Below are 20663 nucleotides of genomic sequence, written 5' to 3'. Positions count from 1 at the left end.
AGGAATTGAGAAATGAATACTCCCGTGGATACAACAGTCACAATCCTCGGCTACCAACTAACGGAACAACTCTATGCTGGGTCTAGAACTGTTGTTTACCGAGGTATTCGACAAGCAGACCAACAACCTGTTGTCATCAAATTACTCAACCGCGAGTATCCCACCTTTAGTGAACTCTTACAATTCCACAACCAGTACACAATTACTAAAAACCTCAATTTCCCTGGTATTGTTTGTCCTTTAAGTTTAGAAGTATATCGCAATGGCTATGCCTTAGTCATGGCTGATTTTGGCGGTATCTCATTGCGAGAATATCTGAAAAATCAACAGTTAACAGTGCAGGAGTTTTTGATCATTGCGCTGCAAATGTGTGATATTCTCAACTACCTTTATCAAAATCGGGTCATCCACAAAGATATTAAACCCGCCAACATTTTGATTAATCCCCAAACTCACGAAATTAAACTGATAGATTTTAGTATTGCTTCTCTTTTGCCTAAAGAAACTCAAACTCTGATTAATCCCAATATTTTAGAAGGAACCCTGGCCTATTTATCTCCTGAACAAACTGGACGGATGAACCGTGGGATTGATTATCGCAGTGATTTTTATTCTTTAGGGGTGACATTTTTTGAACTGTTAACAGGAGAATTACCCTTTAACTGTGAAGACTCGATGGAATTGGTGCATTGTCACATTGCGAAAATGCCTGCTTCCGTAAACAGTAAACAGTTAACAGTGAACAGTGAGCAGATTTCGCAAGTGTTGGATAATATGATCCAGAAACTGATGGCGAAGAATGCTGAAGACCGCTATCAGAGTGCTTTAGGGTTAAAACATGATTTAGAAATCTGCCTTTCCCAGCTAAAAGCGACAGGAAGGATTGTTAATTTTGAGATTGGTGAGTGGGATATTTGCGATCGCTTCATCATCCCAGAGAAATTATACGGCAGAGAAACCGAAGTTCAGCAAATACTGGCAGCATTTGCCCGAATTGCCGATATTCAAGACTCACCAGACTCTCGTAGCGAACTAGTTCTGGTAACTGGTTTTTCTGGGATTGGCAAAACTGCTGTTGTCAACGAAGTTCACAAACCGATTGTTAAGCAACGCAGTTATTTTATTAAAGGGAAATTTGACCAATTCAACCGCAATATTCCCTTTTCGGCTTTTGTCCAAGCTTTCGGCGATTTAATCCGGCAGTTATTAACCGAAAGCGATCGCCAACTGCAAAAATGGCAAGCTAAAATTCTCCAAGTTTTAGGCGAAAACGGCCAGGTAATTATTGATGTTATTCCTGAATTAGAGAAAATCATTGGTAAACAACCACCTGTACAAGAATTATTAGGAACAGCAGCACAACATCGCTTTAATTTATTACTCCAAAATTTTATTCAAATATTTGCGACTAAAGCACATCCCTTAGTAATTTTCTTAGATGACTTGCAATGGGCTGATTCTGGTTCTTTACAACTAATTAAATCATTAATTATTCACTCTGATAGTGGTTATTTGCTGTTAATTGGAGCTTACCGAGACAACGAAGTATTTCCTGGGCATCCTTTGATGTTGACCTTGGATGAAATTGTGAGAATTCAGGGCAAAATTAATAGCATCAACTTACAACCTTTAAGTGAATTAACATTGAATCAGTTGGTTGCTGATACTTTGGGTTGTACAGCAGAATTATCTTTACCACTTTCACATCTGGTATATCAGAAAACTCAAGGCAATCCATTTTTTAGCACCCAATTTCTCAAAGGTCTACACCAAGATGGACTGATTTACTTCAATTTTGCCCAAGGATACTGGCAATGTGATATTGCTCAAATCAACCAGCGATCGCTGACTGATGATGTGGTGGAGTTTATGGCATTACAATTGCAAAGACTGCCATCCTCTACGCAAAAAGTATTGCAATTAGCAGCTTGTATCGGAAATCATTTTGATTTAAAAACTTTAGGAGTAGTTTGCCAACAATCAGCTAGAGAAACTGCTGCTGATTTGTGGAATGCTTTACAAGCAGGTTTAATCTTACCTCAAAGTGAGGTTTACAAATTTTATGTAGACCAAGAAAATCAAAATTTAACTGATAAAAATGAGCAATTTGTTACATATAAGTTTCTCCATGACCGCGTTCAGCAAGCTGCATATTCACTGATTCCTGAACAGCAAAAGCAAGCTACACATCTCCAAATTGGCAGACTTTTACTGCAAGATAGTGCTGATGAGCAACAAGAAGAACATTTGTTTGAAATTGTCAGCCAACTGAACTTAGGACAAAGTTTAATTACCGACATAGCCGAAAAACTTTTGCTGGCGGAATATAACTTCAAAGCAAGTCAAAAAGCCCTTGTCGCTACTGCTTATACTAGTGCTTTGGAATATGCCACTAGTGGCTTAGAATTGTTAGGTCAATCTGCCTGGGATGACCAATATTCCCTCACATTGAATCTGCATAATTTAGCTACCGAAGCTGCCTATTTACAAGGCAATCTTGAGGTGATGGAACAATATGCGACAAAGATTCAGCAACAGGCGCAAACCCTGACTGATACTATCAAAATTGCCGAGGTCAAGCTAGAGGCTTACACCAACCAAGGTCAATTTATTTTCGCCATTGAGATGGCCTTAGATGTCCTCAGTCAGTTAGGTATTCATCTGCCGAAACAACCTGTACCAGAAGAAATTCCGGCAGCATTTCAAGCGATCGCCCTGCAACTAAATGGGCGATCGCCAAGTGAATTGCTCAATCTCCCACAGATGATTGATCCAGGTGTCTTAGCTGCTATGCGGATTTTAGTTAAGGTTGGGGCTGCTACCTATGCTTGTAAACCAGAATTATTTCCCCTAGTGACTTTGAAACAAGTAGAATTGTCAATCCAGTACGGTAATGCCAACACTTCTGTTGTTGGTTATGTTGGTTATGGGTTATTGTTATGTGGCATCTTAGAAGACTTCTCGACAGGGTATGAATTTGGACAACTAGCGCTGCAACTGTGCGATCGCTTAAATGAAAAAGAGTTTTATGGACGCACACTAGTTCTCGCCCATTTTTACATTACATTCTGCACAAATCATGCTCAAGAAACCCTAGCGCCCCTCAAGCAAGCTTACCAATGTAGTCTGGAGGGGGGAGACTTAGTGTTTGCTGGTTTTGGCGGGTTTACTTATTGTTTACACTCATATTTGACTGGACAGCCTTTAAATGAATTGATCCAAGACATCAATATATACAGTCATGGAATCCAGCAAATTAGTCAGCAGACAGCTTTAAATTTTACAAAGTCCTGTCAGCAAACAGTTCTAAATTTGCTGGGACAGGTAAATAATCCCGTTGTCTTGACTGGCGCAGCAATGGACGAAGCCAATATGTTGGAAACGTTACATCAAAGTGGCGATCAATCAGGCTTGTGGTTCTTGTTGATAAACAAACTTTGTTTGTGTTTCTGGTTTGGCGAATATTCCCAAACTTTAGATATCGCACAACAGGCTAAACAATACGTAGGAGGCGGGGCTGGTACATTTAATGTACCTTTATTCTATTTTTATGAATCATTGGCACTTTTAGCGACATCAGGTGATTCGGAAATCATCACAGCTAATCTGGAAATTCTCCACAAAAGGGCGCTTTATGCACCGATGAATTTTCAACATAAGTATGACCTAGTGAAAGCCGAGCAGCATCGAGTTTTAGGTCAAAAAACGGAAGCGCTGGAATTATACGATCGCGCTGTTGCTGGAGCCAAAGCTAATGGCTACATTCAAGAAGAAGCCCTCGCCAATGAACTGGCGGCGAAGTTCTATCTGGACTGGGGTAAAGCAACAGTCGCCCAAGCATATATGCAACAAGCATACTACTGCTATGCTCATTGGGGAGCAAAAGCCAAAACAGACGACTTAGAAGCAAAATATCCCCATCTGCTCTCAGCAATTTTGCAACAGCGACAACTTAACCTAAGTCCCCAAGAAACCATCTCTACTGCTACTATTGCCACTTACACCAGCCAAACTTCTAGTTCCAATAGCACCAGCTTTTCTACCAACCTTGATTTCGGCGCTATTCTCAAAGCCTCACGGGCGTTATTGAGCGCAATTAAGTTGGAGGAGTTGATTACAAATTTAATGCAAGTTCTCTTGCAAAATTCTGGGGCGCAGAAAATTGCCCTCATCTTACCAGAAAAGGCAGATTGGACTGTAGCAGCAGTGGCTACCGTTGAAAATTTAGCACAGCCAGTCTTCTCACCCCATCCTCTCGATCGCAGTACTGATGTCCCGATCAAAATGATTTATGCAGTGAAACACACCCTGCAACCAATCATTATTCACGACATGACAAAAGAATATAACTGGGAAGCAGATAGCTATATTCAGCAATATTTACCGAAGAGTACTGTTTGTACCCCCATTGTTAATCAAGGTAAATTGATTGGTGTTTTGTATTTAGAAAATAGTTTAACAACTGAAGTATTTACTAGTGAGCGCATCGAAATTCTCGACTTAATCTGCACTCAAGCGGCGATTTCTTTAGAAAATGCCCGTCTATATCGAGATTCGCAAAACTATGCTCAACAGTTAGAACAATCTTTAGCCCAACAGCAAGCCAGCCAAGTTCAATTTCGCAATCTGGCTAATAACATTCCCGGTGTGGTTTATCAGTTCCGTCTCTCCCCTGATGGTGTAATGTCTGTGCCTTATATTAGCTCTGGTTGTTATGAACTGTATGGTGTAGCTCCAGAAGATGTGATGGCAGGTAGACTAAGCCTTTATACTCTACACCATCCAGAAGATGACCCAGGTATTGCCCAAGCAATTACTGAATCTGCCCAAAATCTGACTCCCTTTGGGCAAGAATGGCGGATTATCCTCTCTTCGGGAAAGATAAAATGGATTCAATCCAATGCTCGACCAGAACTGCAAGCAGACGGCGCAATTATTTGGGATGGGGTGGTAATTGATGTGAGCGATCGCAAACTTGCAGAAGCCATAATCAAACAAAAATCTCAGGAATTAGAACAAGCAATCCATAATTTGCAACAAGCTCAATTACAAATGGTGCAAAATGAAAAAATGTCTGCATTGGGTAATTTAGTTGCTGGGGTAGCTCACGAAATGAATAATCCCCTGGGGTTTATTGTTGCCAGCCTCAAACAAGTTAAACCTACTGTTGTCGATATTTTTGCACACTTGAAAATATATCAAGACAGTTTTCCCAATATTAATGAAAAAATTCTCGATCATGCCGAAGAAATAGACTTAGAATATATCTTAGAAGACTTACCCAAGGTAATAGATGCAATGGTGATTGCCTGCGATCGCCTGAAAAATATTAGCACCAGTCTTCGCACCTTTTCCCGTGCTGATAAAGATTACAAAGTGCCATTTAATATTCATCATGGTATCGATAGTACAATTTTAATTCTCAAGCATCGTCTCAAAGCTAACGAAAAGCGTCCGGCAATAGTAGTAGTTACAGATTACGGTAATATCCCTTCAGTAGATTGTTTTCCCGGACAATTAAATCAGGTATTTATGAATATTCTCGCCAATGCTATTGATGCTTTAGAGGATTCTAATAGCGAGCGTAATTTTGAGGAAATTGAATTAAATCCCAATCAAATTAATATTCAAACTTCTCTGGACAATCAACAGCTAAAAATATCAATTACTGATAATGGTAAGGGAATGAGTGAAGAAATTAAAACCAAAATATTTGACCACTTATTTACTACAAAAGCTGTAGGTAACGGAACAGGTTTAGGACTGGCGATCGCCCGACAAATTGTCGAAGACACCCACGGTGGAAAATTAAGTTGTCACTCTGTTTTGGGTGTAGGAACAGAATTCATCATCAAAATTCCGGGGTAAATTTTTGCTCAGATTATAAAAAACTTAACATAACTGGGAAAACTAAAACTGTAAATCATCAGGATTTAGCAGTATGTTTAGCACCACAGTCAGTATTTCTGGATATCAAGTCACCCAAGAACTCTACAACGGTTCCAGAACCCAGGTTTATCGAGGGTATCGACAAGCTGACTCATTACCTATAGTGATCAAACTGCTGAAAAATCCCTACCCCAGCTTTAGCGAACTGGTACAATTTCGTAACCAATACACCATTGCCAAAAATCTCCACTCTCCTTTAATTATCCAAACCTATAGCCTGGAACCTTACCAAAATGGCTATGTGTTGGTGATGGAGGACTTTGGCGGGATTTCTCTCAAGGAATGGGGAGTTGGAAGTCGGAAGTCGGGAATGGGGGAAAGCTTACAATCTCTACAGGAATTTTTAGAAATAGCGATCGCCTTATGCAACGTTTTGGAAATCCTCTACCGCGATCGCATTATTCATAAAGATATTAAACCCAGCAATATTTTAATTAATCCCGCAACTAAACAAATTAAATTAATTGACTTTAGTATTGCATCTTTATTACCACGGGAAACCCAAGCCCTAGTCAATCCCCAAGTATTAGAAGGAACACTAGCTTATATTTCCCCAGAACAGACCGGGAGAATGAATCGAGGGATTGATTATCGTACAGATTTTTACTCACTTGGTGTAACTTTTTACGAATTGCTGACGGGAGGATTACCATTTCCAGCCAATGACCCAATGGAAGTGGTGCATTCTCATATTGCCAAACTCCCTGAGAAATTGAGTAGTAGAAAAACTAAAATTCCCCAAGTTCTCTGTGATATTGTGATGAAATTGATGGCGAAAAATGCTGAAGACCGCTATCAGAGTGCATTAGGGCTAAAATTTGATTTAGAAACTTGCTGGGATCAGCTAAGAGAAACTGGTAATATCAATAGTTTTGCAATTGCCCAACGGGATGTGTGCGATCGCTTCATCATCCCTGATAAACTTTATGGACGAGAAGCCGAGGTAGAAAAACTACTGCAAGCATTTGAGCGAGTTAGCCTTGGCGCAACAGAAATGATGTTAGTTGCTGGCTTTTCTGGTATTGGGAAAACAGCAGTTGTCAACGAAGTGCATAAACCAATTGTTAAACAACATGGTTATTTTATTAAAGGCAAATTTGACCAGTTTAATCGGAATATTCCTTTTAGTGCTTTCGTCCAAGCCTTCCGAGATTTAATCGGGCAATTATTCACCGAAAGTGATACTCAAATCCAGCAATGGAAAAGTCAGATATTAGATGCTGTTGGTGACAGTGGACAGGTAATTATTGATGTAATTCCCGAATTAGAACGAATTATTGGTGAGCAACCAGCAGTACCAGAACTATCAGGAACAGCCGCAGAAAATAGGTTTTATTTAACATTTCAAAAATTCACTCAAGTTTTTACTAGTAAATCACACCCATTAGTCGTATTTTTAGATGATTTGCAATGGGCAGATTCAGCATCATTAAAGTTAATGCAACTATTAATGGCGGATACAGCCCATCTTTTGTTAATTGGGGCTTATCGTGATCACGAAGTCACTCCCATACATCCATTGATGTTGACTTTGGGTGAGATTGCCAAAACACCAGCAAAAATTAATCACATTCATTTAGCACCGCTGAGTCAAGGGCAAGTTAATCTCTTAGTGGCTGAGACACTTAAATGTCCAGAAAATTTAGCGTGGAATCTTTCACAACTTGTATCTCAAAAAACTCAAGGCAATCCATTTTTCGCTACGCAGTTTCTCAAAGTATTGCATCAAGATAAACTTATTCAATTTAACTTTGATTTAGGCTGTTGGGAATGTGATATTACCCAAATAATTCAGCAAGCAGTTACAGATGATGTCGTGAATTTCATGGCATTTCAATTACAAAGACTGCCATTGGCAACGCAAAATGTATTACAGTTAGCAGCTTATATTGGTAATCAATTTGATTTGGCAACTTTAGCAACTGTGGCGGAAACATCAGAAATTGAAACAGCAGCAGATTTATGGAAAGCATTGCAGGAAGGCTTAATTTTACCAATTACTAATATTTATAAGTTTTCTCAACGAGATGTTAATGATGAATTAGTCAGAAAAAATGACAATGATCAACAATTAGCCAAATACAGATTTTTACACGATCGCATCCAACAAGCAGCTTATTTATTAGTTCCCACAGCACAAAAACAAACAACTCACTACCGCATCGGACAACTACTCTTACAAAAAATTTCCCCCGTCGCCAGAGAAGAACGCATTTTTGAACTGGTAAATCAATTAAATCACGGCACGCATTTAATTACCGAAGTAACCCAACGAGAAGAACTCGCCCAACTCAATCTGATAGCTTGTCGTAAAGCTAAAGTTGCCACCGCATATCAAGCAGCGCGGGAATACGCCACGGTGGGATTGTCACTATTGCAAGAAACAGCTTGGCAACAGCAGTATGACATTACCCTTGGCTTGCATGAATTAGCAGCAGAATTGGCTATGCTGTGCGGTGATTTTGCGGTGATGGAACAGCTTGTTAATCTTGTCCTTGAGCAAGCACAATCCTTAGCTGAACAAGTGAATGTGTACCGCATTAAAATTCAATCTCTCGTCTCCCAGAATAAATTTACCGAAGCCATTGCGATCGCCCAAACAATTTTGCAACAGCTTGGCGTTACCTTTCCTGAAACACCCACACCAAAAGATATTCAACAAGAAATTCAGGCGATCGGGCAACTAATTGGCGACAGAAAGATTGAAGATTTAGTTCATCTCCCCTTGATGACCGACATCACAAAACTGGCAATTGTGCAGATTGCTGGTAGCATCCTACCTGTAACTTACCTTTCTGGCTCTCCTTTATTTCCATTACTGATTGCTTTATTAGTCAACATCTCTATTCAGTACGGAAACACACCAGCTACAGGTTATATCTATTGTTCCTATAGTGTGCTTTTGTGTAATTTTTTGCAAGATATCGACACAGCCACAGAGTTTGGTCAATTAGCACTGCAAGTCACCTCAAAATTAGATGCTAAAGCTGCTAAACCGCAAGTGTGTCTCCTTCTGGGACTATATATTCGCCAACGCAAGTCTCACATCCAAGAAAGCCTGCCACTTTTGCAAGAAGGCTATAGCATTGGGCTAGAAGTTGGCGACTTAGAATTTGCTGGACATAACGCCCACAATTTTTGTTTTTATTCTTTTTGGTGTGGTCAACCTTTAATGACCTTAGAACAGGAGACTCGCGCTTATTACCACGGCTTGATGCAACTGAACCAATTGACTACCGCCAATTATTGCCGCATCTATTGGCAAGCCGTGTTAAATTTGCTGACTTTGACAGAGAAACCCACTATTTTGTCTGGGGAACCCTTACAAGAAGATGAACTTGTTTCCCTGCTGCGGTCTGCCAATGATGGCTATGGGTTATACATTTTCTCTTTGTATAAGCTGATGCTTTGTTTCTTGTTTGCAGAAATAGAAGCAGCGGAAAATTATGCAATTGAGGTCAGACGCTATTTTATGGCTGGTGCGGGACTAGCCAGTGAACCTGCTTTTTATTTTTATGATTCTCTACTTGCCTTGCAGCAACAGCCCGATGAGACATCCACAACCTTACAGCGTGTAGCTGAAAATCAAACCAAACTCCAGCATTGGGCGCACTATGCCCCAATGAATCACCAGCATAAAGTTGATTTAGTCGAAGCCGAAAAATATCGGGTATTAGGCAAGCACTATGCAGCCGGAGATCATTACGATCGCGCCATCTCTTCTGCCAAAGCTAACGGTTACATCCAAGAAGAAGCTTTAGCTAACGAACTTGCAGCTAAGTTCTACCTCAACTGGGGCAAAGAGAAAATTGCCGCAGGTTATATGCAAGAAGCCTACTACTGTTATGCCCGCTGGGGTGCGAAAGCTAAAATCAACGACCTAGAAAACCGCTATCCTCAATTGTTGTATGTAATTCTGCAACAGCAAAAAATTCACCTCAACCCCTTAGAAACTTTTGTAACTCATCAGGTTGCTACATCCACACGCACTTCTAGTAGTGACAGCACCAGTTATTCCGAAATTCTCGATTTTACATCTGTTCTCAAAGCGGCTCAAGCAATTTCTAGTTCTTTAAAATTAGACGAACTCATTGCCAATCTACTCAAAATTATCATCGAAAACTCTGGTGCGAAAAAAGCCATACTGCTGTTGCATCAAAATCATACTTGGCAAGTTCAAGCAATTGGTTTGATTAAGCATGGGAAATTACACACCATTCTTGAGCAACAATTACTAGAAACTTGCCAAGATATTCCCAGAAGAATTATTAATTATGTCAAGAATACCCAAGAAACGCTGGTGATAGACAATTGCCAAACAGATGTACCAGGAGTAATTGGGGAATATATGCTGCAACATCAACCCCAGAGTGTATTGTGTACGCCGATAGTGAATCAAGGAAATTTGGTGGGTTTGCTCTACCTAGAAAATAAATTAACTGCTGGAGTATTTAGCAACGAACGTGTAAAAGTAATTCACCTTTTGGCTTCCCAGGCGGCAATATCCCTAGAAAATGCCCTACTTTTCCAAAAATCACAACAAGCCCAATTACAAATGGTGCAAAGTGAAAAAATGTCTGCGTTGGGTAATTTAGTGGCTGGGGTTGCCCATGAAATGAATAATCCGTTGGGCTTTATTGCAGCTAGTTTAAAACAAGCGCAACCAACAATTGCAGATATTATTGAACACTTAAAACTCTATCAAACAAGTTTGCCTCATCCCAGTGATGAAATCCAAGATCATGCCGAAGATATTGATTTAGACTACAGCTTAGAAGACTTACCCAAGGTCATTGATGCGATGATGTTAGCTTGCGATCGCCTGAAAAATATCAGCACTAGTCTTCGCACTTTCTCCCGTGCTGACCAAGATTATAAAGTGAGTTTTAATATCCACGCAGGTATTGATAGCACAATTTTAATTCTCCGGCATCGCCTCAAAGCCAACGAAAAACGTCCAGCCATAGAAGTCATTACTGACTATGGAGATATACCCTTAATTGAATGTTTTCCTGGGCAACTGAATCAAGTCTTCATGAATATTCTTGCTAATGCTATTGATGCTTTAGAAGAATTAAAGTTGGACAAAAATCAACCGATTCAATATCGGATAAATATTCAAACATCCGTGCAGGATCAATCCGTTGAAATCAAAATTACTGATAGTGGAATGGGGATGAGTGCAGCAGTAAAAGAAAAAATATTTGACAATTTATTTACGACGAAAGCTGTAGGAAAAGGGACAGGTTTGGGCCTGGCGATCGCCCGTCAAATTATTGTCGAAAAACACGGTGGTTCAATCCAATGTAACTCTTCTCTAGGAAAAGGTACAGAATTTGTTATCTTACTTCCTATTCACCAATAAATCAGAGAAAAATTCATGAACAATTCATTGCTTGAACAAGAAATCGCTTTGCTGCGTCAACAAAATGCCGATTTGCAGCAACAGTTAGCAAAATTTACAAGTGAATCTAGCCAACGAATTAGCCAATTAGAACAAGAATTGAGAGAAGCTCAACAACTCTTACAAAGTAATTCCCAAAAAGAACTAGCCCTCAAAGCTTCTGAAGCAGAATTACTCACATTGTTTAATGCCATCCAAGATGTAATTATCGTTGTTGATGCCGAGGGCAGATATCTGAAAATTGCGCCTAGTTGTGCGCCATCACTATACAAACCGCCTACGGAAATTTTAGGTAAAACCGCTCATGAAGTTTTACCTACTGGCCTTGCAGACTATTTTGTGGAATGTATTCAACAGGTACTGAAAACGCAGAAAACTGTCAAAATCGAATATAGCTTGCCCATTGGCAATCAAGAGGTTTGGTTTGAAGGTAGTGTTTCCACGATGAGTGAGAACAGTGTAGTTTGGGTAGCAAGAGATATTAGCGATCGCAAAGCAACTGAAACCGCCCTACGTCAACAAGAAGCCCAATATCGCAGTATTTTCGAGACTGTTAGTGATGGCATCAGTGTGATTGAATTAGATACTGGTAAGCTTGTTGCCGCAAATCCATCTTTGTGCCAAATGCACAATTATTCTCAAGCAGAATTTATGCAATTAAGTCCTCAAGATTACATTCATTCTGATTGTTTTGGCCTATTTGAGGAATTTGTCAATTCAATCAGAGTGGGTGATGAATTTCATACTCAAGCTGTAGATATTCGCAAAGATGGTACTTGCTTTGATATCGAAGTTACAGGCAAACTCTTGAACTACAATGGTAAACCCTATGCACTTTCGGTAGTGCGCGATATTAGCGAACGTAAACAAGCTGAACAAGAACAACGCAGACTATTAGCCATTCTCGAAGCCACCACAGACATCATTGGGATAGCTGATGTGAATGGAAATAATCGCTATCTTAACCAAGCAGGTCAGGAGATTTTAGGCATTCCCCCCTCAGAAATCGATAAGTTTCATATCAGCGAGCTTGTAGAACCCTCAATGTTAGAAAAATTGCAGACAGAGAGCATACCTACTTTACTTGAGAAGGGTGTCTGGTCTGGAGAATCTAGATTACGCAGTCGGAGTGGAGAAGAGTTTCCCGTTTCTCAGGTAATGATTGCCCATAAAAATGAACAGGAAGAGATAGAATTTTTATCCATGATCGCTCGTGATATCCGCGATCGCCAACAAATCGAAGCTCAACTTAGACAACAGGCAAAAGATTTAGCCCAAACTCTAGAAGAACTGCAACGCACCCAAGCACAAATGATTCAAGCTGAAAAAATGTCCAGCCTGGGTCAACTAGTTGCGGGAGTTGCTCATGAAATCAACAACCCTGTCAATTTCATTCACGGTAATCTCACTCATCTTGAAGAACATACCCAAGATTTATTGCAGGTAATTAACTTATGTCAATCTATGAACCTGTCAGAATTCCCAACTTTGTTGGAGGAAATTGACTTAGATTACATTCAACAAGATTTACCCAAAATCTTGCATTCTATGAAAATTGGGACTCAACGTATCCGTCAAATTGTGTTATCACTGCGTACCTTTTCACGCATGGATGAAGCAGAATTTAAAGAAGTAGATATTCATGAAGGCATAGATAGTACTTTAATGATTTTGCAACATCGTCTCAAGGTAAAGCCAGAATTTCCCGAAATTCAAGTGATGAGAGATTATGCTGCGTTACCTTTAGTAGAATGCTACGCCGGACAACTCAATCAGGTATTGATGAATATTCTCACCAATGCCATTGATGCTTTAGAAATGGGAGTTGGGAAAGGCGAACTAGCGAAAATTACAATTCGGACTTCGGTAATTAATTCTGACTGGGTAAAAATTGCGATCGCTGACAATGGTATAGGAATGTCAGAACAAATTCAAAAACAGATTTTTAATCCCTTCTTTACCACCAAGCCTGTGGGTAAGGGAACAGGTATGGGAATGTCCATCAGTTATCAAATTATTACAGAAAAACACGCTGGTAAGTTGGAGTGTTACTCCCAACCAGGACAAGGAACAGAGTTTGCGATTACAATTCCTATTCGGCAGTCAAATTCCTAAATCATGGGTGAAAAGTAACTCATGACCAATGACCAACAACAAAATTATCCCTCCTTTGTAACAAACTGGTTATAATTATTTTCCGTCTCTCTCAGAAATCAACATGATATCTTCACAGTATTTATATGGGGCGCTATCGTTCTAAATCTGACTTACCTACAAAAATCTGCCCAGTATGTCAACGTCCCTTTGCTTGGCGCAAGAAGTGGCAAGATTGCTGGGATGAGGTGAAATACTGTTCAGAACGTTGCCGTCGTCGCCGTTCTGAGGCAAAAACAGAGTAACGGGTAAATTATGAAGTATGAAATATGAAGTGTGAAGTGTAAAATCAACTTTAACTCAGACGCAAATAGCGCAAAAAATTATAGATGCAGTTACAGGTGCAACCAAAATTAATTATTCATGGCGGGGCTGGTAGTTCTCTCCACGGCAAAGGAGGATTAGAGACGGTACGTCGATCGCTCTATGCCGTCATCGAAGAAGTTTATGCTTTGTTATTATCAGGGGCCAACGCTTCCGCCGCCGTGCTGTGCGGTTGTCAACTGTTAGAAGATGAGCCCAGGTTTAATGCTGGTACTGGTTCGGTACTGCAATCTGATGGTCAAATTCGCATGAGTGCTGCCTTAATGAATGGGATGTCGGGGCGTTTTAGTGGTGTGATTAATGTCTCACGAGTGAAAAATCCGATTGAATTAGCGTATTTCTTACAAAATTCCCCTGACCGGGTATTGTCAGATTACGGGTCAGCTGAACTAGCACGAGAGTTACAAGTCCCCAGCTACAATGCTTTAACTGAGTTACGCTTACAAGAATGGATTCAAGAACGTCAAGATAATTTTAAAAGCACAATGGCTGGGGTAGTAGCCGAGCCAGAGTTATTAGAAACCAGCAATGCTGGACGTGGGACAATTGGCGTAGTCGCTTTAGATGCTCATGGTGGACTAGCTGTCGGTACATCCACCGGGGGCAAAGGTTTTGAACGCATTGGCCGGGTAAGTGATTCGGCAATGCCGGCTGGTAATTACGCCACTGGTCATGCGGCTGTTAGCTGTACAGGAATTGGTGAAGATATTATCGATGAGTGTTTAGCACCCAGAATTGTCGTGCGGGTAACTGATGGGATGAGTCTCAAAGATGCCATGCAACGCTCTTTTACTGAATCTAACGAACATCAAAGAGACTTAGGCGCGATCGCCTTAGATGCCAGTGGGGCGATCGCTTGGGGTAAAACTAGTCAAGTTTTACTCGCCGCCTACCACGACGGCGAAAAAGTTGGCGACACTTTAGAATTACCTGTTGGTACGCAAGTCGGCTGTATTGAAGTGTGAAGTGTGTAGACACCCTTTAGGTGGCTTGCCGCAGGCTAGTGTGAAGTGTGAAAATAAATTTCAGACTTCATACTTCAGCCTTCATACTTTCCTCCGCCACCCTTGCTTGACTACCTGACGACTACGGGCAATGACTAAACTATCGTTGGGGACATCTTCGGTGACTGTGGAACCGGCTGCAACATAGACATCATCACCCAAGGTCACTGGTGCTACTAAGACGCTATTAGAACCTGTTTTGGTGCGATCGCCAATTTTAGTCCGGTGTTTTTTCACACCGTCATAATTAGCAGTAATTGTGCCTGCACCAATGTTGACTTGAGTCCCTGCTGTGGCATCGCCCAAATAAGATAGATGGGCTACGTTGGTTTTTTCCCCTAACTGGGTATTTTTTAACTCCACAAAATTACCAACACGGCAATTTACACCCACTTCAGTATGACCACGTAAATGAGCATAAGGGCCAATCCGAGTTCCGGCTTGCACAATACTATCTGTGACTACAGAATATTGAACTGTCACGTTTTCGCCCAATTGGCTATTTTCAATTAAACTTCCCGGCCCAATGCGGCTACCAGTTTTAATAGTGGTATTTCCCCGCAAGTGAGTTTGTGGCTCAATAATCACATCTGATTGTAACTCTACAGTGTCGTCAATTGTAATGCTATGGGGATCGATCAGGGTCACACCTGCAATCAGCCATTTTTCTTTGATGCGCCTTTGCAAAATTTCGTAAGCTGTGGCTAATTGTAGGCGATCGTTAATGCCCAAAATTTCTTGATAATCTGCTACATCCACAGCCATCACTTTCCCTACTTGGGTCACAGCATCTGTGAGGTAATATTCTTTTTGGGCGTTGTTGGCTTCTAAATGAGGTAAGACTTTGGCTAAGTCTGGCCAGCGAAAGCAGTAAACTCCGGCGTTAATCCGGCGATTCTCTCTTTGATCAGGGGTACAATCTTTATCCTCAACCATCTGTTGGACTATGTTTTCCCCATCACAAAAAACTCGCCCATAGCCTTTGGGGTCAGATAACTGAGCAGTCAGGATGGTTGCAGCGTTTTGATTTTGTTGGTGAGTGAGCAATAACTGTTTCAGCGTTTCGGTGCGTAACAGTGGGACATCACCATTAAGCACTAATAAATCTCCCGCGTAGCCTTCAAGATGGGGCAGTAATTGCTGGATGGCGTGTCCTGTCCCCAGTTGTACAGTCTGTTCCACAAACTCTAAGCTGAAGTTTGACTGTATGGCGGCTCTTACTTCTTGGGCTTGATACCCGACAATCACCATTCGTCGTGAGGGTGAAAGCGGTTCTACACTTTCTAAAACTTTCTCTACTAGCGATCGCCCACCCAAAGAATGTAAGACTTTGGGTAAGCTTGATTTCATCCTGGTGCCGCGTCCCGCCGCTAGAATTGCTACAACTACCATAATCAAAAGTATGAAGTATGTTCGCCCGTGAAGTTCCCAAAGGGTAGTATAGCAGGAGGAAGAAGACAGGAGGTGAGACCGTGCGGTCTTGAGGATTGACAGAGTCGCCCAACGAGCGACTACACCCAAAGGTAAAACATTACTTCAGATCGTAAGTGTGAATAAAGTCAGTAAATAGCTGCATAAGTTCGGGATTACGCCAACCTGCTTCAGTTTCTTCCCGCATTACAGATAAAGCTTCTTCTGGGCTAAAAGCTCTTTTATACGGTCGTTCACTAGTCAACGCATCATAAATATCAATGAATTGGAAAACTTGTGCCAGAAAAGGAATCTCACTGCCTTTGAGGCCATCAGGATAGCCTGAACCATTCCATCGCTCATGGTGATGGCGAATAATGGGAATTACACCCCGCATACTGCGTAAAGGTTGACAAATTTTTTCCCCAATTAAAACGTGTTGCTGCATCATCTCCCAATCTTCCAAGGTGAGTTGCTCATTCTTCAGTAGCACTGCATCTGGAATGCCAACTTTACCTATATCGTGAAGATAACCACCCCACATCAAATCTCGCAGTTGAGAACGAGAAAGATGCAAGTATTCTCCAAATGCTTGTCCTAGCTTGACTAACCGTTCACAGTGATCCCCTGTATTTGGATCTCGACTTTCAATCGCTCTAGCTATGGAAAATAAAACTTGTTCTGCGTGGTCTAGGTCTTCGTTTAACCGCTTTTGCCGGACTAAGGACTTCACACGCGCTGCTAGTTCCACACGGTCAAAGGGTTTGGTAAGGAAATCATCGGCTCCTACTTCAATTCCCCGAATGCGCGATCGCCGATCATTTAATGCTGTAATAAAAATTACGGGGATTAATCTCGTATGTTCGTCCTGCTTGAGCAATTGACATACTTCAAAGCCGTCCATTCCTGGCATCATCACATCCAGCAAAATTAAATCTGGTTGTTTCTGTGTTACCAACGCTACAGCAGCTGCACCACTGTCTGCTTCAATCACTTCATAACCTTCCATGGCCAACAATGCCGCAGCGGTCATTCGACTAGCAGCATGGTCGTCAACTACTAAAATTTTTGGTGCTTCAGTATCAAAGAAGCAATTCACTTTGGAGCCTTTGGCTTGTAGATTTCTAGATAATAATGAATTGTAGCCAGCATTAATCTCAGATTTTATCCAAGAAGACTCGGCTTGTCCCTCTTCAATCATTACTTCTTGCTGGGATAAGTTTAGTGGATAGTCCTCTAAGTCCCGCCATTCTAGCTCACTATTTGCATTTCCACTATGCACTTTCTTTTTGGGCTTTGACCCACTAAGACTTTGTTGATTAGAGTTTGTGGAATTAGCACTCCAGTAAATCACAAAGGCACCCCATTTTTCTTTAATTAACAGTTTCTGTCTGCAAAAATCAAGTTTAGCTCTGCAACCATACTCTACTTTGCATTTTTACAAGCTTGCTGTCCTATTTTTAGCCTGCTGGTTTTTATCATGCCGAGGATATTTTTCTTTATAAAAGAATAATTTTACTAAGATAAATTTGCCGCAAACATCCTAAATATCTATTCTAGTATCATAAATTCACCCAAATGTTAAATCAGGTTTTTTACTGAGATTTTTTAACCTTTCAGTATAGCCAGAGTGTTTTGCTCTTACAATTTGTTGCAAAATTTCAATTTCCATTTTGAGTTTTTCTATGAGTTTCAAAATAAACATATATTTCTTGTTGAAAATTTTTGATGATCAGCATATTGAATAAATATTGAATTTGATATTAATCTCCATAGTTTATACATCGAAAAATAAAATATTTTTAACATCATACCTGATTGATTGGTGTGTATTTTAATATCCATTAATTTACCCATTGGTGTTTAAATGGATAAAGTTGTTATGAAGCAATCGCTGGAATTTAAACTTCTATATAACTATTTTTAATTCTTACTTTGTCCAATGGATATGATTTGAATTCTAAATAAATTAGGACTTACGCACTGTAAATTAGGACTTACGCACTGTACAAACTGACTATTTTGTGCATAACGAAAATATGTAATTTCAGACTATTGGCTAAGAGTGCTGGATTAAGTGCGATCGCTGGCTAATAGAGAAAAAATCAAATCTCAATATCAGAAAGTCTGTATGCGTATTTCCTTGCTTTTATCAATATATCAGTTTAATGAATGCCTGATATCAGTTAAAAATGGCCAAGCCATAACAAGGGTTTCCGGCTGTGGTTTAGTCAAGAAATTTAACAATGTTGATGTATTTACGCCTTTTCAGACTCTAATTCACATCAGCCGTATATCTTCGAAAAAGATTCAAGGTTAAATCTATATTTACGGCAAAATCGTACAATATAAATTCGACTATAAGTAAGTTTTATAGCCAATATTAACCTGTAGATGTCAGGTCAGATTAATCAGTTATAATTCGGGGCATCTGTGCAGAAACAGCATAATTTTCTCCTCTGAGCCTTCTGCTTTATTCCTGGTTGGAAATGTAGTCTATATGTTGCAGTAACGGGAAATTCGTTGCTTCAATTACAGGAGAAAATCTAGCGGGGTTTTTGCTGTATTTTGCCAACATAATTTTCAACTCAAGTCAGAACCAACTTCAATAGAGTCAGCTTTTTGGTTTTTCAGTAACCAACGTTTTCGCCAGTGGGATGTAGGTTCTAATGAACAAGCTTGTTGTTCTTGTTGTCGCCGGATCATGATCACATCAGGCGGATCATTCAATTGTGGATCGCGGTAAGGAATTGCAGCACGAGTTAACAAATGTTCTTGTTCTTCAAGAGAAAGAGGAGGAAGTGGTAAGTCTTTGAAACACTCGGAACCTTGAGAATAGGCTGCAACTGTACCAGGCGATCGCCTCCCAACTGGTGGGGTAGAACCTATTTTTAACCCAGCTAATATCAGTGCTGTACGTACAGATGCTGCACAAGAGTAAGTTGCCAGCAAGCCTTTTTTATGTAAACATACTGAGACTTGTTGTAGGAATTCTAAAGTCCATAGGTGAGGACACTGGGGCGGTGAAAAGGGGTCTAAAAAAATGGCATCTGCGCTAAATCCAGCTTGATTTAACGCTTGAATGGAGATTCTCGCATCACCAATGAGTAACTTTGCTTGCAGACGTTCTGTTTTTACTTGCTGCTCAAAAGCAAGTCGGGACAAAATTGGCGTGTATTCGTAATTCCAGTGATCAAATAAATGATTAGCGATCGCAGCTTGCGGTACAGCAGGATTCAGTTCTAAACCAATTAATTCCACATAACAACTAGGATTTACTGCCCAAATAGTCTGTAAAGCTGCTGCTGTGTTGTATCCTAGACCATAACAAATATCTAACAGTCGCACAACTGGTTTGAGCGCCGCTTGAGCCAGTTGAGTTGGTTCCACAAACTTAAAATAACTTTCTTGTTTAGCGCCAAAATGACTGTGAAATAATTCACTAAACTCTTGAGAGAAAAAAGTGAAAGAACCATCTGCTGTTGCTTGTGGGACAAAGTTCTCTGACATTAGGCTTTTTCCAGCAATAGATAGCTAAATAAATATATTTTAAATTTTGAGTTAATTTATGGTTAAAATTCAACGTTTTGTTTCACCAGCCTGGCTTGTCGATCACCTCAATGATTCGCAAGTTGTAATTGTCGATTGTCGTTTTTCTCTGGCTGATCCACAATTGGGACAAAAACAATATCAAATAAGTCACATTCCAGGGTCATATTATCTGGATCTCAATCAGGATCTGTCCAATCCTGTCGGTAAGCATGGTGGTAGACATCCTTTACCTGATACTAACAATCTAGCTAAGAAGTTATCAGCAATTGGGGTCAATTCTCAACAAACTTTGGTTGTAGCTTATGATGACTCCCGCTTGGCTTTTGCGTCTCGTCTGTGGTGGTTACTCCGCTATCTCGGACATGAACAAGTAGTAGTTATGGATGGAGGTTATACTGCATGGCAACAAGCTGGATACCCAGTGACAGATATTATTCCAGAATCCCAGACTGGGCATTTTATTCCTCACATTCAAACTGAACTGTTAGTAGATATAGAAGTTGTTAAAAATCGCCAAGACTCACCAGCAGTAGTTTTGGTAGATTCTAGAGAAAGTGATCGCTATCGCGGTGAAAGGGAACCAATTGATAAAATTGCTGGGCATATTCCAGGTGCAATTAACTATCCTTGGCAAGAAGTTACAGACTCATCAGGTTATATACTTTCTCAACCACAGCAACGTCAAAGATGGGAAAACATCGAAACCGCCCAAGAAATTTTAGTCTATTGTGGTTCTGGTGTCACTGCTTGCGTGAATTTGCTTTCTTTAGAATTAGCTGGCATTCATACAGGTAAACTTTATGCAGGTAGTTGGAGTGATTGGATTAGTTATGAGTCAATAGTTAATACTCAAAAAAGTTAATTCA

The 20663-nt window shown here is 40.4% G+C and carries 9 protein-coding genes; 6 read left to right on the top strand and 3 right to left on the bottom strand.

Annotated elements, in window-relative coordinates:
- Nucleotides 1–12: 12 nt before the first annotated feature.
- The 5 genes from IQ244_RS01625 to IQ244_RS01605 all read left to right on the top strand — a co-directional run bounded on the left by IQ244_RS01625 (nt 13) and on the right by IQ244_RS01605 (nt 14796).
- Nucleotides 13–5868 (top strand): ATP-binding sensor histidine kinase, encoded by a 5856-nt coding sequence (locus IQ244_RS01625; RefSeq protein ID WP_193889334.1) that lies wholly within the window; start codon nt 13–15, stop codon nt 5866–5868.
- A gap of 73 nt (nt 5869–5941) precedes the next feature.
- Nucleotides 5942–11314, top strand: a complete 5373-nt coding sequence (locus tag IQ244_RS01620; RefSeq protein WP_193889333.1) for an ATP-binding sensor histidine kinase — start codon at nt 5942–5944, stop codon at nt 11312–11314.
- A gap of 15 nt (nt 11315–11329) precedes the next feature.
- A complete protein-coding gene (locus tag IQ244_RS01615) occupies nt 11330–13468 on the top strand; it encodes a PAS domain-containing sensor histidine kinase (RefSeq protein ID WP_193889332.1) in 2139 nt (712 codons plus the stop codon).
- A gap of 125 nt (nt 13469–13593) precedes the next feature.
- Complete coding sequence (locus IQ244_RS01610) at nt 13594–13752, top strand: DUF2256 domain-containing protein (protein WP_193889331.1); 159 nt, start codon at nt 13594–13596, stop codon at nt 13750–13752.
- 84 nt (nt 13753–13836) lie between these two features.
- Nucleotides 13837–14796: an isoaspartyl peptidase/L-asparaginase gene (locus IQ244_RS01605; protein ID WP_193889330.1), complete on the top strand. Its 960-nt coding sequence runs from the start codon at nt 13837–13839 to the stop codon at nt 14794–14796.
- A gap of 81 nt (nt 14797–14877) precedes the next feature.
- On the opposite strand, the gene glmU is transcribed toward IQ244_RS01605, so the two are convergent.
- The 3 genes from glmU to IQ244_RS01590 form a co-directional block, all read right to left on the bottom strand.
- Nucleotides 14878–16227, bottom strand: a complete 1350-nt coding sequence (glmU, locus tag IQ244_RS01600) for a bifunctional UDP-N-acetylglucosamine diphosphorylase/glucosamine-1-phosphate N-acetyltransferase GlmU (protein ID WP_193889329.1) — start codon at nt 16225–16227, stop codon at nt 14878–14880.
- Nucleotides 16228–16366: 139 nt separating this feature from the next.
- Nucleotides 16367–17527, bottom strand: a complete 1161-nt coding sequence (locus tag IQ244_RS01595; RefSeq protein WP_416209753.1) for an HD domain-containing phosphohydrolase — start codon at nt 17525–17527, stop codon at nt 16367–16369.
- Nucleotides 17528–18828: 1301 nt separating this feature from the next.
- Nucleotides 18829–19755, bottom strand: a complete 927-nt coding sequence (locus IQ244_RS01590) for a tRNA (5-methylaminomethyl-2-thiouridine)(34)-methyltransferase MnmD (protein ID WP_193889327.1) — start codon at nt 19753–19755, stop codon at nt 18829–18831.
- A gap of 58 nt (nt 19756–19813) precedes the next feature.
- On the opposite strand from IQ244_RS01590, the gene IQ244_RS01585 reads away from it, so the two are divergent.
- Complete coding sequence (locus IQ244_RS01585; protein WP_193889326.1) at nt 19814–20659, top strand: sulfurtransferase; 846 nt, start codon at nt 19814–19816, stop codon at nt 20657–20659.
- Nucleotides 20660–20663: the final 4 nt, after the last annotated feature.

Origin of the sequence: Nostoc sp. LEGE 06077, assembly GCF_015207705.1 — a bacterium.
Classification (GTDB): Bacteria; Cyanobacteriota; Cyanobacteriia; order Cyanobacteriales; family Nostocaceae; genus Nostoc_B.
This window is presented reverse-complemented; position numbering and strand designations above follow the sequence as displayed.

Bases quoted from the DNA above. Each gene is read 5' to 3' on its own strand.
- IQ244_RS01625 (WP_193889334.1), top strand. From the start codon at position 13: ATGAATACTCCCGTGGATACAACAGTCACAATCCTCGGCTACCAACTA.
- IQ244_RS01620 (WP_193889333.1), top strand. From the start codon at position 5,942: ATGTTTAGCACCACAGTCAGTATTTCTGGATATCAAGTCACCCAAGAA.
- IQ244_RS01615 (WP_193889332.1), top strand. From the start codon at position 11,330: ATGAACAATTCATTGCTTGAACAAGAAATCGCTTTGCTGCGTCAACAA.
- IQ244_RS01610 (WP_193889331.1), top strand. From the start codon at position 13,594: ATGGGGCGCTATCGTTCTAAATCTGACTTACCTACAAAAATCTGCCCA.
- IQ244_RS01605 (WP_193889330.1), top strand. From the start codon at position 13,837: ATGCAGTTACAGGTGCAACCAAAATTAATTATTCATGGCGGGGCTGGT.
- glmU (WP_193889329.1), bottom strand. From the start codon at position 16,227: ATGGTAGTTGTAGCAATTCTAGCGGCGGGACGCGGCACCAGGATGAAA.
- IQ244_RS01590 (WP_193889327.1), bottom strand. From the start codon at position 19,755: ATGTCAGAGAACTTTGTCCCACAAGCAACAGCAGATGGTTCTTTCACT.
- IQ244_RS01585 (WP_193889326.1), top strand. From the start codon at position 19,814: ATGGTTAAAATTCAACGTTTTGTTTCACCAGCCTGGCTTGTCGATCAC.